The sequence below is a fragment of the Yoonia maricola genome, assembly GCF_002797915.1.
GTDB lineage: Bacteria > Pseudomonadota > Alphaproteobacteria > Rhodobacterales > Rhodobacteraceae > Yoonia > Yoonia maricola.
Genome location: NZ_PGTY01000001.1, coordinates 1,042,523 through 1,069,345, shown reverse-complemented (window position 1 = coordinate 1,069,345; position 26,823 = coordinate 1,042,523). Strand labels below are relative to the sequence as shown.

Sequence of the window (26,823 nt, the reverse complement as noted above, 5' to 3'; positions counted from 1 at the left end):
GGAAAGCCCGTTATGATTGGCGCTGATATCCAAATCCTGATGCCCGAAGTTGTGCTGGCGATCTACGCCATGGGCGCCTTGATGGCGGCGGTTTACACCACCAAAGACGGCATGGCGCCGTTGCTGACATGGGCAACCTCGGGTCTGTTTGTACTGCTTGCGGTGTGGATCGGGATCAACGGGCAGGGGACGAACATCGCCTTTGGCGGGATGTTCGTCGATGATGGCTTTGCGCGGTTTGCGAAGATCACGATACTGATCTCTGCGGCGGCGGTTCTGCTGATGTCCGAAAGCTATATGCAACAGCGTGGCCTGCTGCGGTTTGAGTATCCGATCCTTGTGGCTTTGGCCGTTGTTGGCATGATGGTGATGGTGTCAGCCGGTGATCTCATGGCGCTTTATATGGGACTGGAGCTGCAATCTCTGGCGCTCTACGTTGTTGCATCGCTGCGCCGTGATAGTGTGAAATCGACCGAAGCGGGCCTCAAGTACTTCGTCCTCGGCGCGTTGTCTTCTGGTTTGCTGCTGTACGGTGCATCGCTGACATACGGTTTTGCAGGTACGACCCTTTTCGCCGGCATCATCGAAGCGACCGCGGATGAGCCATCGCTTGGCTTGCTCTTTGGCCTTGTCTTCCTGATCGCGGGCTTTGCTTTCAAAGTATCTGCCGCGCCGTTCCATATGTGGACACCTGACGTTTACGAAGGCTCACCCACCCCGGTCACAGCTTTCTTTGCAACAGCACCCAAAGTCGCCGCCATGGCGCTGTTTGCACGCGTTGTACATGATGCGTTCGGCGGGATCGTCGGCGACTGGCAACAGATTGTGGCCTTCCTTGCGGTTGTCTCTATGTTCCTTGGTGCGATTGCGGCGATTGGGCAAAAAGACATCAAGCGTCTGATGGCTTACTCTTCCATCGCGCATATGGGTTTTGCCTTGATGGGTCTTGCTGCTGGCACAGCCTTTGGCGTCCAAGCGATGCTGATCTATATGGCGATCTACGTCACCATGAATATCGGCACCTTCGCTTTTATCCTGTCGATGGAACGTGACGGGCGGCCCGTCACCAATATTGACAGCCTCAAGATGTATTCCAAACGCCAACCGTTACGTGCTTTGGCGATGCTCGTGCTGCTGTTCAGTCTTGCCGGTGTACCGCCGATGGTTGGCTTCTTCGGCAAGTTTTATGTGCTGCGTGCCGCCTATGATGGCGGGCTTGCATGGCTCGCTGTGGCTGGTGTCATCGCATCCGTGATCGGTGCCTTCTATTACCTGCGCATCGTCTACTTTATGTACTTCGGTGAAGAGGGCGAAACGCTGGACGGCAAGATGAACCCGGTGCTTTGGGGCTTTCTAATGGGATCTGCGGCCATCATGTTGATCGGCGTTGTGAATCTTTTCGGGATTGAACCTATCGCTGCTGCAGCGGCGGCAACGCTTGTCAATTGATCCCCATGATCACGGGCCGTGGCCAGAAGGCTATGCCCGCATCGTGCTGGACACCGTTGACAGCACCATGGCCGAGGCCGCGCGGCGTGCGACCGACATTGACCGCCCGACATGGATCATGGCCAAGACCCAGACAGCCGCGCGCGGACGGCGCGGGCGGACGTGGATTGTGCCAGAGGGCAATCTGAACGCGACACTGATTTTCCGGCCGGAAGCGACCGCGGCAGAGGCAGCGAAGCGATCGTTCCTTGCCGCTAACGCGCTTTATCAAGCGCTGGCGATCTATGTTTCTGTCGATAAGCTATCGTTGAAATGGCCCAATGATGTGCTGCTGTCTGGCGGCAAGGTGGCAGGCATCCTTCTGGAAAGCAGCGGACAGGGGCCATTTGTGGACTGGCTCTCTATCGGGATTGGTGTGAACTTGGCACAGACGCCGGAAGGTGTGAAAGACGCCAGCTTTGCCCCGACCAGCCTGTCTGAGGCCGGTGGCGAAGCTGTATCGCCCAAAGATTTCCTTTCAACCCTTGCCGATGCATATGCCACGCAAGAGGCAAAACTGCTGCGCTTTGGTTTTGAACGCATCCGTGACGACTGGCTGGCGAATGCCGCACGGCTGGGCGAGATGATCACAGCACGCACGGCGCGCGAGAGTGTGACTGGCATTTTTGACAGTATCGACAGCGACGGCAATCTTGTTCTGATCACCGGCACCGGCCCGCGCGCAATTCCGGCAGCGGACGTATTTTTCTAAAGAAGAAGGAGGCGATCTCATGCTTCTTGCCATTGACTGCGGCAACACCAACACCGTGTTTTCCATCTGGGACGGAACTGAATTCATAGCGACATGGCGCACCAGCACCGAATGGCAGCGCACCGCGGATCAGTATTACGTCTGGCTCTCTACGCTCATGCGGTTTCAAGAGATCGATGCGGTGATTGACGAAGTCATCATCAGTTCGACGGTGCCCCGTGTGGTGTGGAACCTGCGGGTCTTTGCGGACCGCTATTACAACTGTCGTCCCTTGGTTGTGGGAAAGGCTGATTGCCTGCTGCCTGCTGATCCGCGCGTGGATGAAGGGACCCAAGTCGGCCCTGACCGGTTGGTCAATGCGGCCGGCGCCTTCGACCGGCATGGCGGGAACCTGATCGTTGTTGATTTTGGTACGGCCACAACTTTCGATGTGGTGGCCGAAGATGGCGCCTATGTGGGCGGCGTGATCGCCCCCGGCGTCAACCTGTCGCTTGAGGCACTGCATAGTGCGGCCGCCGCCCTTCCACACGTCGATATCACCAAGCCGCAGGCTGTCATTGGCACCAATACTGTGGCTTGCATGCAATCTGGCGTTTTTTGGGGTTACATCGGCCTCGTGCGTGAGATATGCGCGCGCATCAAGGCCGAACGTGGCGTGCCGATGCAGGTGATCTCGACCGGTGGCCTCGCCCCTCTTTTTCAACAGTCTGAGCCGCTTTTCAATGCGTTTGAGGACGATCTGACGATCCACGGTCTGACCGTGATCCATAAGTACAACAAGGACAACGCATGAGCGACCGCCTGATCTATCTCCCACTTGGGGGCGCCGGTGAAATCGGCATGAACGCCTATGTTTATGGCTATGGTGCGCCGGGCAAAGAGCGGCTGGTCGTGGTCGATCTGGGCGTGACTTTCCCGGATATGGACGGCACACCGGGGGTAGATCTGATCCTGCCGGATATCGCGTGGCTGCGGGAGCGGAAGGCGCAGATCGAAGGCATCTTCATCACGCACGCGCATGAAGACCATGTGGGCGCGATTGGGCACTACTGGGAACAACTGGGTGCGCCCGTCTATGCGCGGCCTTTCACTGCGAATATTGCGCGGCGTAAACTGGACGAGCATGGGCATCCGGAAAGCGTGGTAAAGGTTGTGGGTGTTTACCCTGAGATGATCAAATGCGGCCCGCTGACGGTTTCTTATCTGCCGATCAGCCACTCGATCCCAGAAAGTGCGGGTTTGTTGATTGATACCCCCGAGGGTCGCGTATTGCACTCAGGCGATTTCAAAATCGACGAAACCCCAGTGGTGGGTGACCCGTGGAACGAGGCGCTTTGGGAAGAGGTCTCAAAGGATGGCGTCAAGGCGCTGATCTGTGACAGTACGAACGTGTTTTCCCGTGATCCCGGACGGTCGGAGGCCAGCATCGGCGACGCCATTGCGGATATGATGAAAGAGGCGACGGGGATGGTTGTGGCCACAACCTTTGCCTCCAACATCGCGCGGTTGAAGACATTGGCGATTGCTGCACAGAAAGCCGACCGTTCGGTCGTACTGCTGGGCCGGGCGATGCGGCGGATGGTGGAAGCGGCAACCGAAGTTGGTATCTTGGAAGGGTTCCCATCGGTCGTGTCGCCGGAGGACGCGCTGCAAATGCCGCGTGAAAACGTGATGTTGCTGGTGACCGGGTCACAGGGCGAACGGCGCGCGGCGTCGGCCCAACTGGCGCAAGGGTCGTATCTGGGGATCAAATTGAAGGAAGGAGATACCTTCCTGTTCTCATCGAAAACCATTCCCGGCAACGAACGTGGTGTGATCCGCATCATGAATCAACTGTCTGAACTGGGTGTGGATGTGATCGACGACGCAGGCGGCAAATACCACGTTTCCGGGCATGCGAACCGGCCTGATCTGGCGCGCTTGCATCAGATCACCAAACCCCAAACGCTGATCCCGATGCATGGCGAACACCGGCACCTGCGCGAGCATGTGAAGCTGGGGGACGAAGCGGGCCTGTCAGGGATCGTCGCGGTCAATGGGATGATGATTGATCTGTCCGGCAACCAGCCCACGGTGGCTGAATATATCGAGACCGGGCGGACTTATCTGGATGGGTCTGTCCAGATTGGTGCGTTGGACGGCGTGGTGCGCAACCGTATTCGCATGGCGCTGAACGGACACTTGATCGTGACGCTGATCATTGATGAAAACGATGAACCGCTGGGCGATCCTTGGGTGGAAACCAACGGTTTGGCGGAAACCGGGCGCAACAACGCGGCCTTGGTTGAGGTGGTTGAGGAAGACCTGAGCCAATTCGTGAACCGTGCCAATGCCAAGACACTGCGGGATGACGTGAAGCTGGAAAAAGAGCTTAAAACGATTGCACGGCGGTCAGCGCAAGGCGAGATCGGAAAGAAGCCAGAGGTGACGGTGATTGTGTCGCGGTTGGGATAGGGTGTCGTGCGACATGTCTATCTGATGCAATATGCCCGCACGTTTCGCGATGTGGGCAGTGACCAGCATAGCGTACCGCGAAAAATGACCTACATATCGCCACAGTTTTGACCCCATAGATTAAGCATCCTGAGCGCATGTTTGAAATCGATTGAGGTACATGAGATGACACACAAACACCTGCTGCCTGTCGTGGCCGCCCTCACCCTGACCGGCTGTGTGACGACAAGCCCCGACAGTTATCTTGTGGGCACGCAAGGGGCGAACAACGTTTATGAGTTCAGCGTTACACACTATGCTGATAACGTGGGGCGCCAATCCTACGCCCCGCTACGGGATAATCTTGCCAGTCGGTTGTGCCCTCAGGGATATCGCATTATCGACGAGCGCAAAGACGTAAAGATCACGCAGGCGGGTGTACGACAGCTGTCAGAAAATGTGATCCGGATTTCTTGTCCACCGCAATAGGTGCTGCGGCTAAATAGGTCGGGGTCACAGCTATCCTTTTGCGCGCTCCGCGAAGCTGAGTGCGATAAATGCGGGCGGCTCATCGCCCATGCCAACAACCTTTGGTCCGGCGTCCCGACGGTCATTGCCACGACCACGTCCACCACGCTTGCGCTCTTGCCGGGGCTTTTCTTCGGCCTTCGCATCTGATTTTGGTGCCTCAGTTGGCGTCGCTTCATCGGCTTCCGGCACGTCCGTTTTTGCGGCGGGCGCGTCATCTTTCTTGCGGCGGGTGCGCGTGCGCTTGGGCTTTTCCGCGACAGGTTCAGCCTCAGCCGGGGCAGGTGCCTTACCGCCCGGCGCGTCCAGACGCGGGATCGTTTCCTTGACCAGGCGTTCCACGTCCTCAAGGTTCTTCTCGTCCCGCGGCACACAAATCATGATCGCGGTTCCTGTGCGCCCGGCACGCCCCGTGCGTCCGATGCGGTGCACATAGTCTTCGGCGTGGCTAGGCACATCGAAGTTAAAGACGTGTGTCACGGCAGGAATGTCCAAGCCTCGTGCTGCCACGTCAGACGCCACAAGGATGCGCAATTCATTGTCGCGGAACTTGTCGAGCGTTTTGGTCCGGTGGCTTTGGTCCAGATCACCATGGATCGGAGCCGCCTGATAGCCGTATTTATTCAATGATTTTGCAACGATATCCACATCCGACTTGCGGTTGCAGAAGATAATCGCGTTGGTGCAGGCCTCGCCTTCGGCATCTATCAGTTTGCGCAACAGGGCACGCTTTTCTGACGGCTCTTTGGGTTTGGCTGACCCTTTGAACATCACAACACCTTGCTTGATGTTAGTGTTCGTTGTCGCGGCACGGGCCACTTCGATCTTGGCAGGGTTTGACAGGAACGTGTTCGTGATCCGCTCAATCTCTGGCGCCATTGTCGCGCTGAAGAACAGGGTCTGGCGGGTAAACGGCGTGCGTTTGAAGATTTCCTCGATATCGGGGATGAACCCCATATCAAGCATCCGGTCGGCCTCATCCACCACCATGATTTTCACATCTGTCAGGATCAGTTTGCCGCGTTCCAAATGATCCAGCAAACGGCCGGGTGTGGCGATCAGCACGTCGACGCCTTTGTCGATAATCTTGTCTTGATCCTTAAAGCTCGTGCCGCCAATCAGCAGGGCCCGCGACAGTTTTGTATATTTGGCGTATGCATCAAAATTCTCGGCCACCTGTGCCGCCAATTCCCGTGTCGGCGCCAGCACCAGTGAACGGGGCATCCGCGCCCGTGCGCGGCCACGCCCCAAAAGGGTGATCATCGGTAGCGTGAAGGCTGCTGTCTTACCCGTACCGGTCTGGGCAATGCCCAAAACATCGCGGCCTTCAAGTGCAGGTTCAATTGCACCTGCCTGAATGGGGGTGGGGGTATCATAGCCGGTTTCAGCGACTGCCTTGAGAACCTTGGGGGCAAGGTTCAAATCAGAAAACTTGGTCATATACGTCCTATACATGCGGATCGGTCCGCATTTTTGTGAAAGGACGCATTGTGCCGAGCGTCCCGCGTCGTGGGCCCTTGCAGGCCGTTATTGCCGATACCGGATATGGTGTTCTGCGTCAAGTTGAGCGCAACGTCGCAGCCCGGTCGCGCATGATGGCAAAGCGGCGAAAGACAGTGCCGTCGTCTTGGTTGAGGATCGTGAGCAGGTGCCGGGTCAGGGTGCCGATGTTAGGTGCGCTTTCGGCGTCGCGCCAAAGCGGGGCCAGCAGATGCGCCTCTAGATCGCCTTGCAGCACAGAGAAATCTTTCATCCCCATCGGTAGCGGTGATTTGTTGCGATTTTGGGTGCGAAACGGCTCTTGCGCAGCGTTGCCGGAAAAACACCGCTCGGCCTCGTAGATTTTCATCAATGAGAACAGCATGTTCATCCGGGCCGCCAGATTGCGGTCGGCTTCCGTTATCCCGTGCTCGGCGAATGTGATGACGGCCGAAATGAGCCAGCGCGTGGGTAGATTGGCCAGCAACCACGCCTCTTCTTCGGTCCAAAGGCGCAAAAACAGGGCAGGTGCGCTAGCGGGGTAGGTGTGCTTGCGCAGATGTGAGATGAGAAGGCCGTGTAGCAATGCTAACTCGCTATGGCCTGCCAATTCGCCTAACAGCATATGCCGCTTTTTTTCAACGCGTGTCAGGCCATCTGGTCGCGGCAACGTCTGCGGGGGCAGCGGCGTGGCCGCCAAAGCTTTCAAATCGACGTCAAGTGGAGGCAGATCAGCCCCAGTGAGCAACGCCCGCCGTTTTTGGTATTGTGGCAGCAGGGATGCGATGCCGCCGGGAAAGGTGTCTTGGGGCTTATTCATAGGGGCAGTATCCCGAGGCTTGTCTATGCTGACAACCCCGCAGATGGGTGCAACACCGCAAGGTAGCCTGCCGCCAGCACGCGCATGCTGGGTTCAGGTGTCAGCACCGTCAACATCCCCTCGGGGCGTGCCTGCGGTGCACCGTAGCCATCCGGCGTATAAGGCAACGCCTGATCGTCCCACAGCAGACAGGGCAGCTCGTCTACGAGACCGAAGATGCCATTGGGCAGATTGGCAGCCGCGGCCTGATATCGTATTTGGGCACGTTTCCGAGTCACACGCGCCTGATGAAGTGCGTTATCCATCGCCATCCGGTCAGGCACCTGGCCCGCCGCAGCCCCCCATGCATCGCGGTAGGCATGATAGGCAGACCGACGACAATAATGGCATGGGCGGTGACCCGCAGACAGTGCGACGGCCTCATCCAGAAAGAACAGTGGCGACCAGCCGCGCTCTGGCAGCGGTCCGTGATAGCGGCCTTTGGGGTGCTTTAGTGTGCAGATCAACCAGTGCTTATGCGCCCAGCGACGGGTACCCAAAGTCCCGTCGGATTTATGCAAAATGCCACGATTACCTGTGAACAACCCACGAGACGGGTGCGAGATAATATCGCCAGTGGGCTGAACACGGTTCTGTAAAGGCATAGGTCGAGTGTAAGCACAATTCGCGTCGGTTAAAAGTGACAGTTAAACCATCATCTCTTTCGTCGCCGTCAGTGTCACGTCCGGATAATCACGCCCAACCCGGTCGATATCCCATTGCAGCCGTGTCAGGAACACTGTGTCCCCGTCGTTGTCGGTTGCGATGTGCTGCTTGTTGGCATCGGCGAATTTATCGACCGCGTCCTTATCACCGGCCACCCAACGGGCGGAGGTGAATTGTGACGCTTCAAATCGTACCGGTAGCCCGTATTCCATTTCGATCCGGCTGGCGAGCACTTCGAATTGTAAGGCCCCTACGACGCCGACGATGAAACCGGACCCGAAGGTGGGCTTGAACACCTTGGCCGCCCCTTCTTCGGCAAACTGCATCAAAGCTTTTTCAAGGTGCTTGGCCTTTAACGGATCACCCGCGCGGCAGGTTTGCAGCAGTTCTGGCGCAAAGGATGGGATGCCGGAAACGCGGATCGCCTCACCCTCGGTCAGCGTGTCACCGATGCGCAATTGCCCGTGGTTGGGGATACCGATGATATCACCTGCCCAGGCTTCCTCGGCCAGTTCGCGGTCGGCTGCAAGGAAAAGGACAGGGTTCGCAATCGCCATCTGTTTTTTGCTGCGCACATGGGTCAGCTTCATCCCACGTTGGAAATGACCGGATGCCATGCGCACGAAGGCGACCCGGTCGCGGTGCTTGGGGTCCATGTTGGCTTGGACTTTGAAGACAAATCCCGCAACCTTTTTTTCTTCGGGCGCGATGTTGCGCGGTTGCGCAGTCTGCACTTGCGGTTCAGGGCCATAGGTCGCCAGGCCGTCCATCAGTTCCTTCACACCGAAAGAGTTCATTGCAGAGCCGAACCAGATCGGCGTCATCGAGCCGTTGAGCAGTGATTCCGGGTCGAGCGTTGGCAGCAGTTCCTTCGCCATCTCGATTTCTTCAAGGAATTTCTCAAGCAGATGTGCGGGGACGTGTTCGGCCAGTTTGGGGTCATCCAGACCGCTGATTTCAATGCTTTCCGCCACCTTATTGCGGTCGGCGCGGTCCATGATTTCTAGTTTGTCGCGCAGGATGTCGTAACAGCCCATGAATTCGCGGCCCACACCGATGGGCCATGACGCAGGGGTCACGTCAATCGCAAGGTTTTCCTGAATTTCGTCAATGATCTCAAACGTATCGCGGCTTTCGCGGTCCATCTTGTTACAAAACGTCAGGATCGGCAGATCGCGCAGGCGGCAGACCTCAAACAGCTTTTGGGTCTGGCTTTCCACGCCCTTTGCCCCGTCAATGACCATGACGGCAGCATCCACAGCCGTCAGCGTGCGATAGGTATCCTCAGAAAAATCCGAGTGGCCGGGGGTATCGACCAGATTGAACCGGTATTTTTCAAAATCAAAGGACATGGCCGAGGCCGAAACAGAAATCCCCCGGTCCTTTTCCATCTGCATAAAGTCCGAACGCGTCCGCCGCGCTTCACCTTTCGCACGTACCTGTCCGGCCATCTGAATAGCGCCACCATAGAGCAGAAACTTTTCAGTCAGCGTCGTCTTGCCCGCGTCGGGGTGCGAGATGATCGCAAAGGTGCGGCGGCGCGCGATTTCGGGGGGCAGGTCAGGGCGATTTGTCATGGATGACGCTTTATGCGGTTGGGGGACAAAGGGCAATCATATGGCGCGTGCTTAACGGAAGATTTGGGAGTTGGCGTTAAACCGGCGCGGGGAGGGGCCATGTACCGCTTTACGATGACCTTGGTTTTCTTGTTCTGGCTTGCCGCCTGTGGTGGTGGCGGGGGTGGCAGTGACCGCGGCGGGATTGACCCACGCCTTGCCCGGTTGAACATATATGAGGCGCAAAAACTGCGGGTGCTGGGTGATCCCGGGGCCGGAGTGATGGGGATGCCCAGGACTGCGGATGAAAACCTGCCGATGGGGACGATGGACTTTTCCGGCTCTGGCACGATGCGGGTGGAAAACGGTGTCACGCCAATCGTTATCTTTGGTGATGCGACTTTGCGTGTTGATTTTGGCAGTGGCGATGCTGCCGGTGCGATAGAAAACGCCTTTGGGACAAACAGCGCTGATGATCTGGTTGACTACGGCGGCACGATCACGTTGCAAGGTACGGCTGCAGGGCAGGATATGCCGTTGGATTATGCTGGCACTCTCAGTGAGGGTGATCAGACCTTTGGGTTTGATGGCACATTGACTGCCGTTTTTTTGGGTAATCCGACAACTGCGCTTTCGGGGGCAGATCTTGAGGCGGAGATTGATCACAACGGCGTCATGCGCAGTGGTACGCTTGTGATCACTTTAGAGGAAACTGATGCGCCATAACCGTTAACGTGCCGACGCCTTGCGCAGCAACGTCGCGGCCTGTTCTGTTGGGATCAGACTGGTCTTGACCTCATAATCCAAATGCGGCCTGTGGCCGTGATCGGGGGACGCCACGCCAGCGGGCAAGGCGTGGCGGGTGTGTGGACCGATAAGATGGGATTCTGCGCCGATGCCTTCGGCATAGATGATGTGATGGTCATCGAAGATCAGTTGGTAATAATCGACAAACCCACCGCGGCGACGCAGTACAGTGCTGTGATCCACCAGATGGCGTGCCTTGATCAACACCTCTGGGCGGCCTGCGCCCAGATGATCCTCGCGTTGATAGATAAACAGGCGGTGGTCTGGGCGCACCACCAGATCACGTTCGTTGTGCAAAGTACCTTTGGTAATCACAACAGGTGCAAAACGGCCCGTCGCACGCAGGGTTGCCTGCCCGATATGGCGGATCGGTTGGCGGCCAGCATCGCGCGTCAGAACCATGTCACCAGCGGCCAAAGCCTCGATCAGGCGCTGGCGCCCGTCGCCCATGGTAATCTGCGTACCCTTCGCAAAGGACCCGCTTGCCGCTTCGGCAAAACGGCGGGTGGCCGTGTGCCGTTCAATCCCGATCAGCCGGTAGTCCACCAAAGGCAGCAGCTCTCCCAACGGTAGCAGAAAGATATCTGCGGCGCTGTTATCCTCAATCTCGACCAGGATCAGCGCCTCATGTGTGCTGCCATCAGGGCCCATCATGGTCAGGCAGCTATCCAGATGCACCCTGTTACAGAGGCCGTTGGCCAGACGTAGGCCGGTGTCATCAGCCAGCAGGTCCAATGCCATTGTGGTCGCATCGCTCGCGATTTCAAATACATCATCCATCACCAGTTCATCGGCAAAGGACAAAGGCTCACCCCGCATCACACCACCGCTGACTTTGATGTGGGCGGCATGCAGTACGTCGATTGTGAGGGGGCTTTGGGGCATGGCAAAAGGGGTTACACCCACGCGCCGCCAAGGCCAAGCGAGAACAGCAATTCTGTGCGATGGGTTTGCCGAAGGCAGGGTGCAGTGCTAGGTCCAGATCGACGACAATGAAAGGGATGACATCATGGATCTTGGGATCAAGGGAAAACGCGCGCTTGTCTGTGCATCTTCAAAGGGCTTGGGGCGCGGCTGCGCCGAGGCATTGGCAGCGGCAGGTGTTGATCTGGTGCTGAACGGGCGCGGGGCCGAAGCGCTGGAAACGACGGCGTCGGAAATTCGCAGCGCATATGGGGTTGAGGTTGTCGCAGTGGCCGCAGATGTTTCTGCACCCGAGGGGCAGGCCGCACTTTTGAAAGCGGCGGATGGCGTTGATATCCTTGTGAATAATGCTGGTGGTCCTCCGCCGGGCCTGTGGTCTGATTGGGACCGGGATGACTTTATTGCGGCATTGGACGCCAATATGTTGGCGCCCATCGCGCTGATGAAAGCGCTGATGCCCGGTATGATCGACAAAGGCTGGGGGCGTGTTGTGAACATCACATCCGGTTCCGTGAAAGCGCCCATTCCGCAGTTGGGGCTGTCCAATTCCGCCCGCGCGGGGTTGACCGGCTATGCCGCTGGCACCGCACGTCAGGTTGCCCAGTTTGGCGTGAACGTGAACAACATGTTGCCCGGCATCCATGCCACTGACCGCGCCATCAGCCTTGATACTGGTGTGTCGAAGGCGCAGGGCATCGACCTGGCGCAGGCCAAGGCCAATCGCGAGGCGACGATCCCCGCACGCCGCTATGGCACCAAGGAAGAGTTTGGCGCGATGTGTGCTTTCTTATGTTCGCAACATGCGGGCTTTATCGTTGGCCAGAATATCGTGTTGGACGGCGGGGCAATCAACGCAACCATCTGATCACACGTTCGAAATCGCTGTGGGGTAAAGGTGCAGACCTTGCCCCGCAGCCCAACTGTTGTTAGGTGCGCTATACCTTAATGTTTTCGTCAGGGATAAGCCCAGCACCCATGCAGCCCCCCCGCCTTGAGATCAGCAATATCGTCAAAGACTTTGGCGGCCGCCGGGTGGTGGACGATGTTGACCTGACGGTCATGCCGGGGCAGGTGACCTGCCTTTTGGGCCCGTCTGGCTGCGGCAAATCCACGACCCTGCGCATTATAGCTGGGGTGGAAAGCCAGGATAGCGGTACGATCAATGTGGATGGCAAACTGGTGTGCAATGGTGCAATGTCACTGCCGCCCGAGCAGCGCAACATTGGCCTGATGTTTCAGGATTTTGCATTGTTCCCGCATCTGACCGTCGCGCAAAACGTGTCCTTTGGGCTGGCTGGGCGCAAAGTAACGGACCGCGTGCATGAATTGCTGGGCAAGGTCGGCATGGCGTCGCATATCGATGATTATCCGCACCAGCTGTCGGGGGGTGAGCAACAGCGCGTCGCACTCGCCCGCGCGCTCGCTCCGCGCCCCCGGATCATGCTGATGGATGAGCCGTTTTCCGGCCTTGATGACCGCCTGCGCGACGATATTCGCGATGAGACGCTGGCGGTTCTCAAAAGTGAGGGCACTGCTGTTTTGCTGGTCACACATGAACCGGGCGAGGCGATGCGCATGGCTGATGAGATTGCGCTGATGCGGGACGGTAAAATCGTGCAGCGTGGTGCGCCCTATAACATCTATAATGCGCCGGTTGATATTCAGGCGGCGGCTTTCTTTAGTGATATCAACGTAATACGTGGCAAAGTTGAGGGCGCTTTGACAGATACGCCTTTTGGTCAGTTCCTCGCCCCCGGTGTGCCGGATGGGACAGATGTTGATATTGTGATCCGCCCCCAGCACCTGAAAATTGAATTCGACCGCGCCGGACGCGGCCCCAGCCCCACACCTGTCGAAGGCACCGCCGCGCGCGGCGTGGTGGAGCGGGCAAGGTTCATGGGGGCATCAAGCCTGGTCGAGTTTCGCATGGATTTTGACGGGTCGATTTTGAAAGCTGTGGTGCCGTCGGTGTTCCTGCCGAAACCGGGGATGCCGCTGTGGCTGATGATCCGGCGGGACAGGTGTTTTGTGTTTGCGAAAGAGTAATGGCGTTCAATGCCTTCGAAGAGCCGATACATGATAAAAAGCTGATTGCGGTGTATCTACGTTCGCTTTATGTTCTGCTTAAATCTTGAGCTCTAGGAAAATCGCATGACTAAAATCGCAGTGCTCCTAACGCAGGGTTTTGCCGATTGGGAATATGCGCTGATTGGTGGGACTGGTGGCCCCTTTTATGGTCTCGATGTTCAATATTTTTCGCCTGATAGCGGTGAACTCGACTCTCAGGGTGGGCTCAGGGTGCTTGTTTCTCAGGGGTTGGCCGAAATGGTGGAGTGGCACCCGAAAGTTGTTGTGGTCGTAGGTGGGACACTTTGGGAAACGGAAGAAGCACCTGATATTAGTGGTGTTCTTCATACGCTTCATGAGGCTGGTACCTGTATCGGTGGTATATGTGGCGGTACTCTGGCATTGGCCCGTGCAGGCCTGCTGGACAAAGTCCGACATACGTCGAATGATAAAGAGTTTCTCAAGAAGAATGCGGCGCACTACGACGGAGAGGCGCATTATCTTGCAAGCGCATCTGCCATTGGTGCGGATCGGATAATAACGGCACCCGGCACCGCGCCTGCCAGTTTCACGGCGGCAGTTTTTGAAGCTGCAGGCCTTCCGAAAGAAGCCGTGACGCAATTCAAAGGCATGATGGCCGCTGAACACGGCTGAATACAGAACGACTGCTAATTTGTAGAAATCGTCTTTGTCATCGCTTGAAAGAAGTACTTTTTACCTAACAGGCCATTGCCCAAAGGTCCGCGGCTGACGCCACCTTGCGGCACCCAGTTTTCGCGACAGTTGGTAGTGACGTCATCTACCAATTCTTCAAGTGTTAATGCGAAGACCACTTTATATTGCAGCATAGATTTTTCTCCTGCATCCAGCGTTCCACGGTGGGTGTGATGCTACTTTACTTTTGCCGCCCGTCCGCCGCGCCGCTTCGCGATCTGACCTGCCCGCGTTGGTAACTCCGCCATCACCGCCTTGCGTGCCTCCACGGACATCCCCGACCATGCCCCGATTTCATCAATCGACCGTAAACACCCTGTGCACAGGCGGCTTTTTGGTTCGATCACGCAGACCTTGACGCAGGGGCTGTCGATTTCGGCCCGTTTCCAGATGTCGTCGGTGTTTTCAGGGATGTTCACGAGTGCGTCCTTATATGCGCCATGCGGTCCAGCATGCCTTGCAAGATATAGCCGGCGGCCACGTGGTCAATGACCTCTGCGCGACGTTTGCGTGACGTATCCGCCTCAAGCAGCGCGCGTTCGGCGGCGACCGTGGATAGGCGTTCGTCCCAGAAGGTGATTGGTAGAGGGGTCAGTTTTTCCAAGTTACGCGCAAAGGCGCGTGTCGCCTGACAGCGTGGCCCCTCGGACCCGTCCATGTTCATCGGCAGTCCCAGCACCAGCCCGGTCACCAAGCGGTGTGTTGTCAGCTCCAACAGTTTGGTCGCATCGACACCGAATTTCTTGCGTTTGATCGTCTCAAGCGGGGTCGCGACCGAACGCATGACGTCTGAGACCGCCACCCCGATCGTCGCCGTCCCAAGGTCCAGCCCTGCCAGTGCGCCCATGTCAGGGATTTCAGCGACAAAGGCTTCTGGCGTGTCGCAAATCATTCCTCTAATACGCCTGCATCACGGGCGGCGTTGGTCAGAATTTCCATGCCCCGCATGCTGCTGACAAAGACTTGCTGCGCTTCGGTCCAGACCATGCGCGCGGCCTCTTGATCGCCCAGAACACCGTAGGCCCGGATCAGGCGAGCCCAGTCCTGCGCAGGGCCGCCTTCGGTGGCCAGCCTGCTGGCAAGGCCAGAGACCATGCCGCCGATCATCGCTTCGCGGTCCTCAGCCGACATATCCGAGGCCGCATCCATCTGTTCAAACGACGGACCGCGCGCCTCTGGTACGGCATATTCAATGCCTGCGCGGAAGGCGGCATCGCTGACCTGTGACCGCGCACTGGCGATATGGAAATTGTTTGGGTCACCTGTTTCGATGATGTCGCGCCAAAGCCGCAGTGCGAGATCTGGGCGGTCGGTCTGGTTATAAAGCGCGCCCAGATAATAACGCGCCGCTGTATTTTGCTCATCGCGGTCAAAGATCTGGCGGATCACCTCTTCGGCTTCGGGCGAGACCAGACCACCCGCCGCAACCACCAGAAGGTCCAGTAGGCGTTGCAGATCCGCAATCTCAGTCGCCTCGCCTTTGATCAGATTGACCTGCGCTTGCGCATCTGCGGCCCCGGCATAATTGCGCAACTCAACCTCGTGATAGGCAAGCCTGCTCCATGCCTCCAGATCATTGGGGCGGGTGGGGGCGATAACGCGCAACTGGTCAATCGCTTCGCGATAATCATCCGGTACTTCGACAGGGGGCGGGGCGGGGGCTGCGGCCTCTAACGCGGCTTGGGAGGGGCGGTTGGCGCGCATCTCCTCGCTTGCGGCAAGCCGTGCTTGCAACGGCAAGTCCGGGTACCCCGGTGCGCCCAGCGTCCAGTACGTGCCAAAACCAAGGGCGAGCACCACTGCAACAATCGCAGCGGCCAACCAACGGGTCGGTGTGGTTATCCCGGCAGGCGCAACAGCGGCTTTGTTGGCCGCCAGCAGGCGGCGTGCCACTTCGGTGCGCGCGCGCTTGGCCTCGTCCGTCGCCAGCAACTCGCGTTCCAGATCGCGGTCAATTTCGGCCAGTTGGGCGCGGTAAATGGCGATATCGGGGTTGTCGTCGCCCATCTCTTTGGGACGCAACAAAGGCGTTACCATCACCGCTGTCACTGCGAGCGTCATTACAGCGCAAACAAGCCAGAACATCATCAGTTTTGCGTCCCTTACCTTGCAGGTCACATAACCGCCGCGGGGCCGCGTGAAAAGGGGCTGCGACGCCGTGACAATTCACGACATCGCCAGCATGTCGTAAAATGCAAAATATACGCCGCTGTGAGGAACCACTTGGACCTGTGCAAGGTCCAGATAGAGTGGGTAGACGCTGCATGCCTGCCACAAGCATTTGGGACCCCGATGAAACGCTATTCCGCCTTTGCAATCGCTAAAGAAGCCATGCGCCAACATACCGGCTGGGACCGGGCGTGGGCCAAACGTGAGCCGAAGAAGAAATATGATGTGATCATCGTGGGGGCAGGTGGGCATGGTCTGGCCACGGCGTATTTTTTGGGCAAGAATTTCGGGATCACCAATGTGGCGATCCTGGAAAAAGGTTGGCTTGGTGGTGGCAATACGGGCCGGAATACAACGATCATCCGGTCCAATTATTTGCAAGACCCCTCTGCCGCGATCTATGAAAAGTCCCGCTCGCTTTATGAGACGATGTCACAGGACCTTAACTACAACGTCATGTTCAGCCCGCGCGGTGTGATCATGCTCGCTCAGACACAGCATGAGGTGCGGGGGTACAAGCGCACGGCCCATGCCAATGCCTTGCAGGGTGTCACAACCGAATGGATTGAGCCTGCGCGCGTCAAGGAACTTTGCCCGATCATGAACATCGACGGGCCGCGTTACCCGGTTCTTGGTGGGCTGTGGCAAGCGCGTGGCGGCACCGCGCGCCATGATGCGGTCGCTTGGGGGTATGCCCGTGCCTGTTCCGATATGGGCATGGATGTGATCCAGCAATGCGAAGTCAAGGCGGTGCGGCAAGAGGGTGGCAAGGTCGTCGGCGTCGATACATCCAAAGGGCCGATTGATTGCGACAAGCTTGGCATGGTTGTGGCCGGGCATTCTGGTGTGATGGCGCAGATGGCGGGCTTCCGTCTGCCGGTTGAAAGTGTCGCGCTGCAGGCGCTGGTGTCAGAGCCGATCAAGCCAGCGATGGATATTGTTGTGATGGCCAACACCGTGCACGGCTATCTGTCACAGTCCGACAAAGGCGAGATGGTCATTGGCGGCGGAACCGATGGCTTTAATAACTACACCCAGCGCGGGTCGTTCCACCATATCGAGGAAACGGTGCGCGCCTTGGTCGAAACCTTCCCGATGTTGGCACGGCTCAAGATGTTGCGGCAATGGGGCGGGATTGTGGATGTGACAGGGGATCGCTCTCCCATTCTGTCAAAAACACCGGTCGAGGGTATTTTCGTGAACTGTGGCTGGGGCACCGGCGGGTTCAAAGCAACGCCGGGGTCAGGCTGGGCCATGGCCGAGTTGATGGCCAAGGGGCAATCGCCGCTGACGGATGAATTCAGCATGTTCCGCTTTCGCGAAGGCAAGTTCATTGATGAAAGCGTGGCAGCAGGGGTGGCGCACTGATGCTACTCGAACCCATCCTCATCGTCATCGGACAGTCCGCCGCGCATGCGGTCGATGACCATAAAAACAATGGCAGTGGAGAGCACGCCTCCGAGTGTGATCAGCAGAAGTTCCATGACAACAGGATAACATCTGGATTTGGTTCGGCGACCCCGGCGGCGGTCAGCCGAAGGATATCGGCGGAAATGGCTACGGTTTGCTCAAATCATCCGGGGATTTCCGCTTATGTTCCTTTTTCTTATGGGGCTGCGATGTTGGTGGCATCTAAGGAGGAGAATACACCATGGATGAATTCAGTCACACAAACTCCAATACCTCGAGTGGAAGTGGGGTCGGTTTCCTTGTGGCGGCCGTCATTGTTGTTCTGGTTCTGCTTTACGCGCTGTTCGCAGGTGGCGGCGCCAGTACGACCGTTGATCCAGCGACTGTTGGCACAGCCCAAGATGGCGCCCCAGCAATTGAAGAAACGGCACCTACACAACCGGTTGCCCCGACAGCGGGCGAATAACACCAACACCACTCATACCAAAACGACGAAAGGCGGGCGCAGTCATGCGCTCGCCTTTTGTGCGTTTGTGACATCTGCGTGTGCAGGCTGTGTACGCTATTTGTACGCTTTGCATACCTCCAGTATTAAAGGTGCCTCATGCTGATTTTGCGTTGCCCCTATTGCGGCGTCGAGACGGACGAAACTGATTTGCAAGGTGGCGGTCAGGCCCACCTGAAACGCGAAGGGCCGGGGTCCTCGGATGATGATTTTGAGGATTATCTTTTTATGCGCGAAAACCCCAAAGGCGTGCATTTTGAACGCTGGCGTCATGTTTATGGGTGCGGCAAGTGGTTTCTGGCGGCCCGCTGCACCAATACCTTAGAAGTTTTCGGCACCTATCCAGCCCAAACGCTGGAACCGCCGCAGGAGATCAAGGATAAAATCACGGCCAAGCGCCCCGGTTGGTCATGGGGGACGTTCCAATGAGCACCCGTTTGGCCAGTCAGGGCCGTTTGATCAACAAAGACAAAGCCGTCGCTTTTACCTTTAACGGCAAGCACTTGCAGGGGTTTGAGGGCGACACCCTTGCCTCTGCCTTGCTGGCTAATGACCAGATGCTGATCGGTCGTTCCTTCAAGTACCACCGCCCCCGTGGTGTCGTGGCTTCTGGCGCGGAAGAACCTAATGGGTTGGTTAATTTGGGTAAGGGCGCGTCCTTTGAACCCAACGCCCGTGTCACCACGACCGAGCTGTTTGAGGGGCTGACCGCCACGTCGCAAAACCACTGGCCCACGTTGGAATTTGATGTCGGTGCGATCAATACGCAGTTGTCGCGGTTCTTGCCTGCCGGTTTCTACTACAAGATGTTCATGTATCCGCGGTCGTTCTGGAAACATGTCTACGAACCGATCATCCGCAAATCTGCTGGCTTGGGCAAAGCGCCCAAGGATCGTGATCACGATACCTACGAACACTTCCATACACATGTCGATGTGCTGGTTGTTGGCGGTGGGATTGCCGGCCTCGCCGCAGCGAAGGCAGCAGGCGAGCGTGGTGCGCGTGTTTTGCTCATAGAACAGACCGCCGATTGGGGTGGTCGCGCTGTTGTCGATACGCCCACGGTTGACGGTATACCTGCACAAGAATGGATTAATAACACCATTCAAGTACTTGAAAATATGCATAATGTTGATATGCGCCTGCGCTGTATGGGTGCTGGTGTATATGATCACGGATATACGCTGGCCTATGAACGTTTGACCGATCACGCGCCCGGCGACGAAGGCCCACGCCACCGTCTGTGGTGTATTCGTGCCAAACAGATCGTGACGGCGACAGGTGCGATTGAGCGGCCACTGTCCTTTGCCGCTAATGACTTGCCGGGCGTTCTCTTGGCCTCTGCCGTGCGTGACTATGCGGTGAATTTTGGTGTGTCCATCGGTGATCGCACTGTTGTCGTCACCAATAATGACGATGCCTATCGCACGGCGATTGTTCTTAAGGAAGCTGGTCTTGATGTGCCTGTCATCGTCGATGCGCGCGTGCAAGCAGAGGGTGAATTGATCGATCGCGCCCGTGCGCTGGGTATTCGCGTTGAGATGGGCAAAGGCGTTGCATCCGTCAAAGGCGGCAAGCGCGTGACCGGCGTGGCCCTTTGCGCGCAGGCGGGTGAGGGTGCTGTGCTGGAAGAGATCGATTGCGATTGTGTGGCCATGTCCGGCGGCTGGTCCCCGGTCGTGCACCTTTGGTCGCACTGCGGTGGCAAATTGGACTGGGACGCGGATCAAGTCATGTTCCGCCCTGACCCCGAACGCGCGCCTACCGGCGCAGATGGCCAAGCCTTTGTTATCACTGCCGGTGTCGCCAATGGCCACCTGTTTACCGCAGAGGCGGTCAGCGATGGTTGGGCCGCTGGTCGCGCCGCGGCGAAGGCTGCTGGATATACCAAGCGCGGTGCGCAGGCCCCGATGGGTGAAGATGCGGCTGAGGGCCCGATTTCTCCGGTTTGGTTAATGCCGCAAGGCGCGCGCCACGCATTGCGCGCGAAAGCGTGGTTGGATTTTCAAAACGATGTAAAAGTCTCTGACGTGCAACTGGCCGCGCAAGAGGGATTTGAGAGTGTTGAGCACGCGAAGCGCTATACGACCCTAGGTATGGCGACTGACCAAGGGAAGTTGAGCAATATCAATGGCCTCGCGATTCTTTCGCAGTCATTGAACGCCGATATTCCGAACGTGGGTACAACCACGTTCCGCCCCCCGTATACGCCTATCTCTATGGCTTCGATTGCGGGTGTCGCGCGTGACGACCTGTTCCAGCCCATTCGCATGACGCCCGTTTCGGAATGGTCTAACAACAATGGTGCCGACAACGAACCTGTTGGCCAATGGCGCAGGCCATTTGCCTATGTGCGTCCCGGCGAGAGTGTGCAGACGGCCGTCAACCGCGAGGTCAAGAACACGCGTGAGAACCTTGGGCTGCTGGATGCTTCGACCCTTGGCAAGCTGATCGTCAAAGGGCCGGATGCAGGTAAGTTTCTGGATATGATGTACACCAACATGATGTCGACGCTGCCTGTCGGCAAATGCCGCTACGGGCTGATGTGTTCTGAAAATGGCTTCCTGTCTGATGACGGTGTTGTTGTGCGCATGGCCGAGGATACATGGCTGTGCCACACCACGACGGGCGGGGCCGAACATATCCACGCACATATGGAAGACTGGCTGCAATGCGAGTGGTGGGACTGGAAAGTCTATGTCGCCAACGTGACCGAGCAATATGCGCAGATTGCCGTTGTGGGCCCTCATGCACGCAAGCTGCTGCGCAAGTTGGGCGGGATGGATGTAAGCGCGGAAGCGCTGCCGTTCATGCAATGGCGCGAGGGCAAGATCGGTGATTTTGATGCACGGGTCTTCCGTATCTCCTTCTCTGGTGAGCTGTCTTACGAAATCGCCGTGCCTGCGGGGCAGGGTGCGGCCTTCTGGGAAGCGCTGATGGAAGCGGGTGAGGAGTTCGGGATCATGCCTTATGGTACCGAGACACTGCACATCCTGCGGGCTGAGAAGGGCTTTATCATGATCGGGGACGAAACCGATGGCACGGTGATCCCACAAGACCTTAATCTGCAGTGGGCGTTGTCGAAGAAGAAAGAGGACTATCTTGGCAAGCGCGCACATGAGCGGTCCCATATGGCCGATCCCGACCGCTGGAAACTTGTTGGGCTGGCAACAGAGGACGGTTCCGTTCTGCCAGACGGGGCTTACGCCATTGCCGAGGGCGAGAACGCCAATGGGCAACGTAATACGCAGGGCAGGGTGACCTCGACCTATTACTCTGCCAATCTTGAGCGCGGGATCGCGATGGGGCTGGTTCATAAGGGACCGGAACGCATGGGCGAGGTGATTGAGTTCAATAAGGTCGATGGGACGACGGTGCGTGCCAAGATCGTCGATCCGGTGTTCTATGACAAAGACGGGGAGAAGCAGAATGTCTAATGCTGTCAGCGCACTGCAAGGCAAAATTGCCCCCGGTGAGGTCACAATCCGCGAGGCGGGATTGCGCGGTATGATCATCCTGCGCGGTGATCTGAGCGATAAGAAATTGCGCAAGGTCTGTGCTGATATAACCGGGGTGAAGATGCCCGACCGGGGCCAGGCCAATTGCGACGGTGACAAAGGGCTGTGCTGGATGTCGCCGGATGAGTTGCTTGTTCTGGTGCCCTATCCGGAGGCGGCGCAGGCCGTTGGGCAGCTTGATGCGGCTTTGGCTGGTCAGCATTATCTGGCGGAAAACGTATCCGACGCGCGCGCCTTGCTGATCGTCGAAGGCACCTTTTGTCGTGAAGTGATCGCCAAGCTGGCCCCTGTGGATTTGCACCCTGATGCGTTCAAACCGGGTGACTTCCGGCGGACACGTTTAGGGCAGGTGGCGGCAGCTTTTTGGATGCGTGACGAGGATACCTTTGAGGTGATCTGCTTTCGGTCTGTTGCGGGCTATACGTTTGATTTGCTGGCGGCGTCGGCCAAGGCGGGAGCGGTTGGACATTTGGGGTAACGAAAGCGGCCAATCACAGTATCGGTTCATGTCTGCTTGAAGCCCATATCACCATTTTTTCGCGGCGCAGCGAAAGTCCTGCATCAGGACGGCCGACGCGCGTTTCCACAAGCTTAGAAGACCTTTGCAAGACAATTTCAAAGAGCATCCAACTGGGGTGCCCTGTTTTCAATCGATTGTTCATATGCGAAGTCGCAGTCTCTTTGGGAGGCGTCCTAAAATGGTCACATTTATCGTGATAGGATCACATGTCTCAAATATTTTTGGATGACCGCAGTGAACACGCAACTTGCTCTGGCACATGAACTTTTGCTTCTGGCCGAAGAGCGCCGCGCGAACCAGATTGGACAATGGGAATTTGAGGAAAGCAAACGTAGGCTTCTTAAACTGCCGCGTTCTCGTATTCCCGGCGTGATAAGAAACCTGTTGGCGTGTCTTATTGTCAATCTTGTGCTTCTGGCGCTGGCTGTTGCCTTTCCAACATATGCAAAAATGGTGGCGGTAGCCCTACTCATCGTCTTTGTCTATCTGCTGCTGGCGGGCGGGCATTTGCTATCGAAGGTGGCAACAGCAGGCAGGCGTGGTGGCGGCTCTTCGCGGGCGGTCGACTGGGATCACGGTATGCGACACGTCGCTAGTACCGGTTGGTCTAGTCTTGGCATTTTCAAGAACCGCAAGGACTAGACAATGGAGCAAGACCATGATGTGACGCGAGAAGTGGCAAAGCTGCGGTTTATGCGAGATCGTGGGGACATTTCCGAACGTGAATACCTGCGGGCCGGTGCCCTTTTGTTTGGTGAGAAAGACAGTCCACTTCGCACGATTGTGGGGGCCGCGCTGCTTATCGTTTTGAACCTTTTGGTCTTGGCGGCGAGCGTCAGCATCGCCATCAACGCAACCTAGAAATGATCTATCAATACATTACGCAATGACAGTGTGGCGTCGACGTTCTAACTTGCTGAACACCTCGACGTTTCCAGAAGCGGCCATTGAGACGAAACTGATCAATGGTAACTTCGTCCCGCCTTTAAGCATTTCAGACGGCAGGTCACGAAGGTCTGCTGATCACGAACCAGCCATTCGCACCGATCGCGGCGAAAAAGTTATGCGAGCCGTTTTCGACAAATGCTTCGCGATGTTGTAATGGCTGTTGGCAGAGATATCGCCCGAATTGGCGAAACTGAGCTGTGCTTCTGATCTACTCGCACAACCTTGCCCACAAAAGCGGAGGTGGGAATGAAGATAACTGGTGGCTGTCATTGTGGAAAGATCACCTACGAGGGAGAGATAAACCTTGAAAACGTGGTGATCTGTCACTGCACTGACTGCCAGAGTTTGTCCGGCTCCGCATTTCGAACTGTTGCAATGACCGAAAGGGGAGCCTTCAAGTTTCTTACAGGTGAACCCAAAACTTACGTAAAAACAGGAGATAGCGGTAAAAAGCGCGAGCAAACCTTCTGCGGGGACTGCGGATCTCCAATTTACTCTACCTCTGTCGGCGAAGGTTCCAAAACTATATGGAGTTAGGCTCGGTACAGTCGATCAACGAAATCAGATAGCTCCCAGGAAACAGAAATGGATTGGATCATCACAGTCTTGGACGCAAGAAATCAGTCTACTGCCTCTGACAGATAAGAAGTAAGGGTGTACTCATAAATCTCTGTCATCGGAGTCAGCCGCCGTTTGTGACGTTTCGATGTTACCGGCAGCGGGACTTGGCCAAGGTCCACTCCGTCCACTTGCATTCAAGATGGCGGAGAAAGTGACAGACCATCAAATGATGTAAAAATTGCAAGGTCCGTTTTCGAAAGTGTTGACGCGCGGCGAAAGTGATATGCGAGCGACATAGCCACATGCGCAAATCCGAACTGTAGGATGCGTTCTTCGCTAAGGTTGGTGTGCAAAGCGAATAGCCGTGCAAGTTCCAGCATCCGTTCAGGCGTGGCAACGCGATCTGGTTCGTTGGTGGGATTACGAAAAACCACCGCGAATTCGTAACATGGGTCAGCGATGATCCCTTTTGGATCGATAGCCAACCAACCACGGTCCGATTGAATAATGTTGTCGAAATTCAGATCGCCATGCATCAGTTTTGGGCTTTCGGTTGTTACCAGAAGCCATTTGAGCAAAGCCTGCGCCCGAGCGAACGCGGGCTGTTGTTGCTTAGGGAAGCTTTCAATCTTGGTAGATAACAGCGCACCTCCAAAATGATCTTCAAGAGCTATGTAGCCGTCTGCTGGAGGACGATGCAACTTCAGCGATATCTCCGCGATGACCTGTGCCGCAATCGCGTCTTGTCCCTTTCTCACTGTCGCAGCTAGAGACTTGCCATCGAGCCACTCTATGAGAATGGCATCTTCGCTTTCGTCAATGAGACGCACGGCCCCGTCACCATCCCAGAGCCGCAAGAGCCTTGTTCCAATGGTATCGCCAACCTTGAGACCTCTTGCCGAAAACACCTTTAGGACTGCGGGTCCATCATGTCTTTCAACGCGCCAAAGCTTAGCACGAGGGGTTTCAGCCAAAGAGATAGGATTTTCGACTGAGAAGAGGGTCAGATATGGATCAAGGTTCATTCGCCCTTCATACTTTACTAGCCCGTCATTTCCCAATGCAGACATTGACGCAGGTGCAGCGAAAGTTCACTTCGTCCGCGTAGCTCCCTTTCACGCCGTCAAAGACCCACGGCGTCCGACCACCCCCTTGACCTTCGCGTCGCATGTGACATCTAAACCCTTATCACTTTCCTCAACACAGAAAGACCGATCACATGGCATTCTCACTCCCCGATCTTCCTTATGCACATGACGCGCTGGCGTCCAAAGGCATGTCAGCCGAAACACTCGAGTTCCACCACGATCTGCACCACAACGCCTATGTCACCAATGGCAACAAGGCGATTGAGGGGACTGAGTGGGAAGAGAAAACGCTCGAAGACATCATCGTCGGCACCTATGACAAGGCCGCTGTTGCCCAGAATGGGATTTTCAACAACATCAGCCAGCTTTGGAACCACAACCAGTTTTGGGAAATGATGGGACCGGGCGACAGTGCGATGCCGGGTGAACTGGAAAAAGCGTTGGTGGACAACTTCGGTTCTGTCGATGAGTTCAAATCGCAGTTCAGTGCCGCAGGTGCCGGGCAGTTTGGTTCCGGTTGGTGCTGGCTGGTCAAAAACGCTGATGGATCGCTGGCCGTGACCAAGACCGAAAACGGTGTCAATCCGCTTTGCTTTGGCCAAACCGCTCTGTTGGGCTGTGACGTGTGGGAGCATTCCTACTACATTGATTTCCGCAACAAGCGTCCTGTCTATCTAACGAACTTCCTTGATAATCTGGTGAACTGGGAAAACGTCGCCTCGCGCATGTAATCCCCGATCATCTGGACAATCTGCAAGGCCCGTGGGACATCTGTCTGACGGGCCTTTTGCGTGGGAGATTGGGATGACTGGACCAAGTTTGGATGAGATCATCGCGGCCAAAGCAGAGGTGCAGGCGGACCTGATCGAGACGCCCGTGCTACCGCTGACCGCGGCGCGTTGGGACGGTGTTTTACCGCAATGTGCTGGTGTCACCGTCAAGCTTGAGCTTTTTCAGCAGACAGGGGCATTCAAGGCGCGTGGCGCTTTGCTGGGTATCCGCCGTTTGACGGCGGATCAGCGCGCTGCAGGCGTCGTTGCGGCCAGCGGTGGTAATCATGCGCTGGGTGTGTCCTGGGCGGCAAGGGCGGCTGGCGTCGATGCACTGATCACCATGCCCAAAGCGACCGACCCGGCGCGTATAGCGGGTTGCGAGGCGCTGGGGGCCACTGTGACCTTGCATGATGATATGGCCGCAGCCTTTGCGGCGATGAACGCAGCGGCCGAAAGCGGGCGGAGCTTGATGCATCCTTTTGAGGCAGAGCATATGGTGCTGGGTGCGGCCACTTGTGGTTATGAATATGCCCGGCAAGTCCCACAGATTCAGACCTATGTGATCCCCATTGGTGGTGGCGGGATGATCAGTGGGATGGCGTGTGCGATCAAACAGATGAACCCGGACGCGCGCGTCATCGGGGTGGAGCCTTTTGGTGCAGATAGCATGTCGCAAAGCTTTGTCGCCGGTGAGCCAGTGCGGATTGAAAAAGTAACCACCATTGCTGACAGCCTTGGCGCGCCTTTGGCGATGCCGCTGACCTATGGTGTGGCGCGGGCGCATGTTGACCGGATCGTCAAGATCGACGACCGGGAGATGCTGGCGGCGATGGATATTTATCAAAACCTCTTGCGGATCACGGCAGAGCCCGCTTGTGCGGCGTCGCTTGCCGCTATCGTCGGGCCGCTGAAGGATGATCTGGCAGGCCAACATGTGGGGATCATCGCATGCGGATCGAATATTTCCCTGACCCGCTATGCTGAACTGATGTCTGCGTTATAGGACGCAAATACTGGGCCGCCATGTTGCGGGTTTTATGATTGCTCGTGTTCGGGCTGTTTGCAGTACAGGCCTGAAAGAACCAGCGGTCATCTATG

At 56.9% G+C, this 26,823-nt stretch carries 29 protein-coding genes; 19 read left to right on the top strand and 10 right to left on the bottom strand.

The genetic code is table 11. From position 1 onward, the window contains the following. Positions 1–12: 12 nt before the first annotated feature. The 5 genes from nuoN (at position 13) to BC777_RS05370 (ending at position 5,122) form a co-directional block, all read left to right on the top strand. Positions 13–1,449 carry an NADH-quinone oxidoreductase subunit NuoN gene (gene nuoN, locus BC777_RS05390; protein ID WP_100367090.1) on the top strand — a complete coding sequence of 479 codons (1,437 nt, stop codon included), beginning with the start codon at positions 13–15 and terminating at the stop codon, positions 1,447–1,449. Next, a complete protein-coding gene (locus BC777_RS05385; RefSeq protein ID WP_281251769.1) occupies positions 1,439–2,200 on the top strand; it encodes a biotin--[acetyl-CoA-carboxylase] ligase in 762 nt (253 codons plus the stop codon). Before nuoN ends, BC777_RS05385 begins: the two co-directional genes overlap by 11 nt. Positions 2,201–2,219: 19 nt before the next feature. Then, positions 2,220–2,993 carry a type III pantothenate kinase gene (locus tag BC777_RS05380; protein ID WP_100367088.1) on the top strand — a complete coding sequence of 258 codons (774 nt, stop codon included), beginning with the start codon at positions 2,220–2,222 and terminating at the stop codon, positions 2,991–2,993. Further along, complete coding sequence (locus tag BC777_RS05375; RefSeq protein ID WP_100367087.1) at positions 2,990–4,654, top strand: ribonuclease J; 1,665 nt, start codon at positions 2,990–2,992, stop codon at positions 4,652–4,654. The genes BC777_RS05380 and BC777_RS05375 overlap by 4 nt, the downstream gene beginning before the upstream one ends. A 165-nt stretch (positions 4,655–4,819) precedes the next feature. Continuing rightward, positions 4,820–5,122: a hypothetical protein gene (locus tag BC777_RS05370; protein WP_100367086.1), complete on the top strand. Its 303-nt coding sequence runs from the start codon at positions 4,820–4,822 to the stop codon at positions 5,120–5,122. Positions 5,123–5,152: 30 nt separating this feature from the next. Here the strand turns inward: BC777_RS05370 and BC777_RS05365 are convergent, their stop codons facing one another. The 4 genes from BC777_RS05365 to BC777_RS05350 form a co-directional block, all read right to left on the bottom strand. Then, positions 5,153–6,601: a DEAD/DEAH box helicase gene (locus BC777_RS05365; RefSeq protein ID WP_100367085.1), complete on the bottom strand. Its 1,449-nt coding sequence runs from the start codon at positions 6,599–6,601 to the stop codon at positions 5,153–5,155. Between the two features lie 118 nt (positions 6,602–6,719). After that, entirely contained in the window at positions 6,720–7,460 is a 741-nt protein-coding gene (locus tag BC777_RS05360; RefSeq protein ID WP_100367084.1) for a hypothetical protein, read from the bottom strand. A 23-nt stretch (positions 7,461–7,483) separates the two neighbouring features. Continuing rightward, the gene (locus tag BC777_RS05355) at positions 7,484–8,104 is read right to left on the bottom strand and encodes a hypothetical protein (protein WP_100367083.1); all 621 of its coding nucleotides are present in this window, start codon (positions 8,102–8,104) and stop codon (positions 7,484–7,486) included. Between the two features lie 42 nt (positions 8,105–8,146). Beyond that, positions 8,147–9,742, bottom strand: coding sequence for a peptide chain release factor 3 (locus tag BC777_RS05350; RefSeq protein WP_100367082.1), 1,596 nt, complete (start codon positions 9,740–9,742; stop codon positions 8,147–8,149). Positions 9,743–9,841: 99 nt separating this feature from the next. Here BC777_RS05350 and BC777_RS05345 point away from each other — a divergent pair, with 99 nt between their 5' ends. Further along, on the top strand, positions 9,842–10,447 hold the full coding sequence (locus BC777_RS05345; protein WP_100367081.1) for a hypothetical protein: 606 nt from the start codon (positions 9,842–9,844) through the stop codon (positions 10,445–10,447). 3 nt (positions 10,448–10,450) lie between these two features. Here the strand turns inward: BC777_RS05345 and BC777_RS05340 are convergent, their stop codons facing one another. Beyond that, positions 10,451–11,413 carry a Hint domain-containing protein gene (locus tag BC777_RS05340; protein ID WP_100368014.1) on the bottom strand — a complete coding sequence of 321 codons (963 nt, stop codon included), beginning with the start codon at positions 11,411–11,413 and terminating at the stop codon, positions 10,451–10,453. A gap of 124 nt (positions 11,414–11,537) precedes the next feature. On the opposite strand from BC777_RS05340, the gene BC777_RS05335 reads away from it, so the two are divergent. From BC777_RS05335 to BC777_RS05325, 3 genes are all read left to right on the top strand, one after another. After that, on the top strand, positions 11,538–12,317 hold the full coding sequence (locus tag BC777_RS05335) for an SDR family oxidoreductase (RefSeq protein ID WP_100367080.1): 780 nt from the start codon (positions 11,538–11,540) through the stop codon (positions 12,315–12,317). 110 nt (positions 12,318–12,427) lie between these two features. Then, a complete protein-coding gene (locus tag BC777_RS05330) occupies positions 12,428–13,498 on the top strand; it encodes an ABC transporter ATP-binding protein (protein ID WP_100367079.1) in 1,071 nt (356 codons plus the stop codon). A gap of 105 nt (positions 13,499–13,603) precedes the next feature. Further along, complete coding sequence (locus BC777_RS05325; protein WP_100367078.1) at positions 13,604–14,173, top strand: DJ-1/PfpI family protein; 570 nt, start codon at positions 13,604–13,606, stop codon at positions 14,171–14,173. Between the two features lie 14 nt (positions 14,174–14,187). On the opposite strand, the gene BC777_RS05320 is transcribed toward BC777_RS05325, so the two are convergent. The 4 genes from BC777_RS05320 to ccmI are packed head-to-tail and all read right to left on the bottom strand — an operon-like array spanning position 14,188 to position 16,321. Then, a complete protein-coding gene (locus BC777_RS05320) occupies positions 14,188–14,367 on the bottom strand; it encodes a hypothetical protein (protein WP_100367077.1) in 180 nt (59 codons plus the stop codon). Positions 14,368–14,409: 42 nt separating this feature from the next. Continuing rightward, positions 14,410–14,652 (bottom strand): DUF1289 domain-containing protein, encoded by a 243-nt coding sequence (locus BC777_RS05315; RefSeq protein ID WP_100367076.1) that lies wholly within the window; start codon positions 14,650–14,652, stop codon positions 14,410–14,412. Continuing rightward, positions 14,649–15,125: a Holliday junction resolvase RuvX gene (gene ruvX, locus BC777_RS05310; protein WP_100367075.1), complete on the bottom strand. Its 477-nt coding sequence runs from the start codon at positions 15,123–15,125 to the stop codon at positions 14,649–14,651. Before ruvX ends, BC777_RS05315 begins: the two co-directional genes overlap by 4 nt. After that, positions 15,122–16,321 carry a c-type cytochrome biogenesis protein CcmI gene (gene ccmI / locus BC777_RS05305; protein ID WP_100367074.1) on the bottom strand — a complete coding sequence of 400 codons (1,200 nt, stop codon included), beginning with the start codon at positions 16,319–16,321 and terminating at the stop codon, positions 15,122–15,124. Before ccmI ends, ruvX begins: the two co-directional genes overlap by 4 nt. Before the next feature lie 204 nt (positions 16,322–16,525). On the opposite strand from ccmI, the gene BC777_RS05300 reads away from it, so the two are divergent. From BC777_RS05300 to BC777_RS19675, 8 genes are all read left to right on the top strand, one after another. Beyond that, positions 16,526–17,770, top strand: a complete 1,245-nt coding sequence (locus tag BC777_RS05300) for a sarcosine oxidase subunit beta family protein (protein ID WP_100367073.1) — start codon at positions 16,526–16,528, stop codon at positions 17,768–17,770. 283 nt (positions 17,771–18,053) lie between these two features. After that, complete coding sequence (locus BC777_RS05295) at positions 18,054–18,278, top strand: hypothetical protein (RefSeq protein ID WP_100367072.1); 225 nt, start codon at positions 18,054–18,056, stop codon at positions 18,276–18,278. A 138-nt stretch (positions 18,279–18,416) separates the two neighbouring features. Continuing rightward, positions 18,417–18,746 (top strand): sarcosine oxidase subunit delta, encoded by a 330-nt coding sequence (locus BC777_RS05290; RefSeq protein ID WP_100367071.1) that lies wholly within the window; start codon positions 18,417–18,419, stop codon positions 18,744–18,746. After that, positions 18,743–21,754: a sarcosine oxidase subunit alpha family protein gene (locus tag BC777_RS05285; RefSeq protein ID WP_100367070.1), complete on the top strand. Its 3,012-nt coding sequence runs from the start codon at positions 18,743–18,745 to the stop codon at positions 21,752–21,754. The genes BC777_RS05290 and BC777_RS05285 overlap by 4 nt, the downstream gene beginning before the upstream one ends. Further along, entirely contained in the window at positions 21,747–22,313 is a 567-nt protein-coding gene (locus BC777_RS05280) for a sarcosine oxidase subunit gamma (protein ID WP_100367069.1), read from the top strand. The genes BC777_RS05285 and BC777_RS05280 overlap by 8 nt, the downstream gene beginning before the upstream one ends. Positions 22,314–22,589: 276 nt before the next feature. Next, positions 22,590–22,997, top strand: a complete 408-nt coding sequence (locus tag BC777_RS05275) for a hypothetical protein (protein ID WP_133122514.1) — start codon at positions 22,590–22,592, stop codon at positions 22,995–22,997. Between the two features lie 3 nt (positions 22,998–23,000). Continuing rightward, complete coding sequence (locus BC777_RS05270; protein WP_100367067.1) at positions 23,001–23,216, top strand: hypothetical protein; 216 nt, start codon at positions 23,001–23,003, stop codon at positions 23,214–23,216. Positions 23,217–23,549: 333 nt separating this feature from the next. Next, on the top strand, positions 23,550–23,840 hold the full coding sequence (locus BC777_RS19675) for a GFA family protein (RefSeq protein ID WP_211095327.1): 291 nt from the start codon (positions 23,550–23,552) through the stop codon (positions 23,838–23,840). A 218-nt stretch (positions 23,841–24,058) separates the two neighbouring features. Here the strand turns inward: BC777_RS19675 and BC777_RS05260 are convergent, their stop codons facing one another. Further along, positions 24,059–24,889 carry an aminoglycoside phosphotransferase family protein gene (locus BC777_RS05260; RefSeq protein ID WP_245834256.1) on the bottom strand — a complete coding sequence of 277 codons (831 nt, stop codon included), beginning with the start codon at positions 24,887–24,889 and terminating at the stop codon, positions 24,059–24,061. A gap of 194 nt (positions 24,890–25,083) precedes the next feature. Here BC777_RS05260 and BC777_RS05255 point away from each other — a divergent pair, with 194 nt between their 5' ends. Together BC777_RS05255 and BC777_RS05250 are read left to right on the top strand one after the other, a co-directional pair. Then, entirely contained in the window at positions 25,084–25,683 is a 600-nt protein-coding gene (locus tag BC777_RS05255) for a superoxide dismutase (RefSeq protein WP_100367065.1), read from the top strand. A 73-nt stretch (positions 25,684–25,756) separates the two neighbouring features. Continuing rightward, positions 25,757–26,728, top strand: a complete 972-nt coding sequence (locus tag BC777_RS05250) for a threonine ammonia-lyase (RefSeq protein WP_100368013.1) — start codon at positions 25,757–25,759, stop codon at positions 26,726–26,728. Positions 26,729–26,823: the final 95 nt, after the last annotated feature.

Bases quoted from the DNA above. Each gene is read 5' to 3' on its own strand.
- nuoN (WP_100367090.1), top strand. From the start codon at position 13: ATGATTGGCGCTGATATCCAAATCCTGATGCCCGAAGTTGTGCTGGCG.
- BC777_RS05380 (WP_100367088.1), top strand. From the start codon at position 2,220: ATGCTTCTTGCCATTGACTGCGGCAACACCAACACCGTGTTTTCCATC.
- BC777_RS05375 (WP_100367087.1), top strand. From the start codon at position 2,990: ATGAGCGACCGCCTGATCTATCTCCCACTTGGGGGCGCCGGTGAAATC.
- BC777_RS05370 (WP_100367086.1), top strand. From the start codon at position 4,820: ATGACACACAAACACCTGCTGCCTGTCGTGGCCGCCCTCACCCTGACC.
- BC777_RS05365 (WP_100367085.1), bottom strand. From the start codon at position 6,601: ATGACCAAGTTTTCTGATTTGAACCTTGCCCCCAAGGTTCTCAAGGCA.
- BC777_RS05360 (WP_100367084.1), bottom strand. From the start codon at position 7,460: ATGAATAAGCCCCAAGACACCTTTCCCGGCGGCATCGCATCCCTGCTG.
- BC777_RS05355 (WP_100367083.1), bottom strand. From the start codon at position 8,104: ATGCCTTTACAGAACCGTGTTCAGCCCACTGGCGATATTATCTCGCAC.
- BC777_RS05350 (WP_100367082.1), bottom strand. From the start codon at position 9,742: ATGACAAATCGCCCTGACCTGCCCCCCGAAATCGCGCGCCGCCGCACC.
- BC777_RS05345 (WP_100367081.1), top strand. From the start codon at position 9,842: ATGTACCGCTTTACGATGACCTTGGTTTTCTTGTTCTGGCTTGCCGCC.
- BC777_RS05340 (WP_100368014.1), bottom strand. From the start codon at position 11,413: ATGCCCCAAAGCCCCCTCACAATCGACGTACTGCATGCCGCCCACATC.
- BC777_RS05335 (WP_100367080.1), top strand. From the start codon at position 11,538: ATGGATCTTGGGATCAAGGGAAAACGCGCGCTTGTCTGTGCATCTTCA.
- BC777_RS05330 (WP_100367079.1), top strand. From the start codon at position 12,428: ATGCAGCCCCCCCGCCTTGAGATCAGCAATATCGTCAAAGACTTTGGC.
- BC777_RS05325 (WP_100367078.1), top strand. From the start codon at position 13,604: ATGACTAAAATCGCAGTGCTCCTAACGCAGGGTTTTGCCGATTGGGAA.
- BC777_RS05320 (WP_100367077.1), bottom strand. From the start codon at position 14,367: ATGCTGCAATATAAAGTGGTCTTCGCATTAACACTTGAAGAATTGGTA.
- ruvX (WP_100367075.1), bottom strand. From the start codon at position 15,125: ATGATTTGCGACACGCCAGAAGCCTTTGTCGCTGAAATCCCTGACATG.
- ccmI (WP_100367074.1), bottom strand. From the start codon at position 16,321: ATGATGTTCTGGCTTGTTTGCGCTGTAATGACGCTCGCAGTGACAGCG.
- BC777_RS05300 (WP_100367073.1), top strand. From the start codon at position 16,526: ATGAAACGCTATTCCGCCTTTGCAATCGCTAAAGAAGCCATGCGCCAA.
- BC777_RS05295 (WP_100367072.1), top strand. From the start codon at position 18,054: ATGGATGAATTCAGTCACACAAACTCCAATACCTCGAGTGGAAGTGGG.
- BC777_RS05290 (WP_100367071.1), top strand. From the start codon at position 18,417: ATGCTGATTTTGCGTTGCCCCTATTGCGGCGTCGAGACGGACGAAACT.
- BC777_RS05285 (WP_100367070.1), top strand. From the start codon at position 18,743: ATGAGCACCCGTTTGGCCAGTCAGGGCCGTTTGATCAACAAAGACAAA.
- BC777_RS05280 (WP_100367069.1), top strand. From the start codon at position 21,747: ATGTCTAATGCTGTCAGCGCACTGCAAGGCAAAATTGCCCCCGGTGAG.
- BC777_RS05270 (WP_100367067.1), top strand. From the start codon at position 23,001: ATGGAGCAAGACCATGATGTGACGCGAGAAGTGGCAAAGCTGCGGTTT.
- BC777_RS19675 (WP_211095327.1), top strand. From the start codon at position 23,550: ATGAAGATAACTGGTGGCTGTCATTGTGGAAAGATCACCTACGAGGGA.
- BC777_RS05260 (WP_245834256.1), bottom strand. From the start codon at position 24,889: ATGAACCTTGATCCATATCTGACCCTCTTCTCAGTCGAAAATCCTATC.
- BC777_RS05255 (WP_100367065.1), top strand. From the start codon at position 25,084: ATGGCATTCTCACTCCCCGATCTTCCTTATGCACATGACGCGCTGGCG.
- BC777_RS05250 (WP_100368013.1), top strand. From the start codon at position 25,757: ATGACTGGACCAAGTTTGGATGAGATCATCGCGGCCAAAGCAGAGGTG.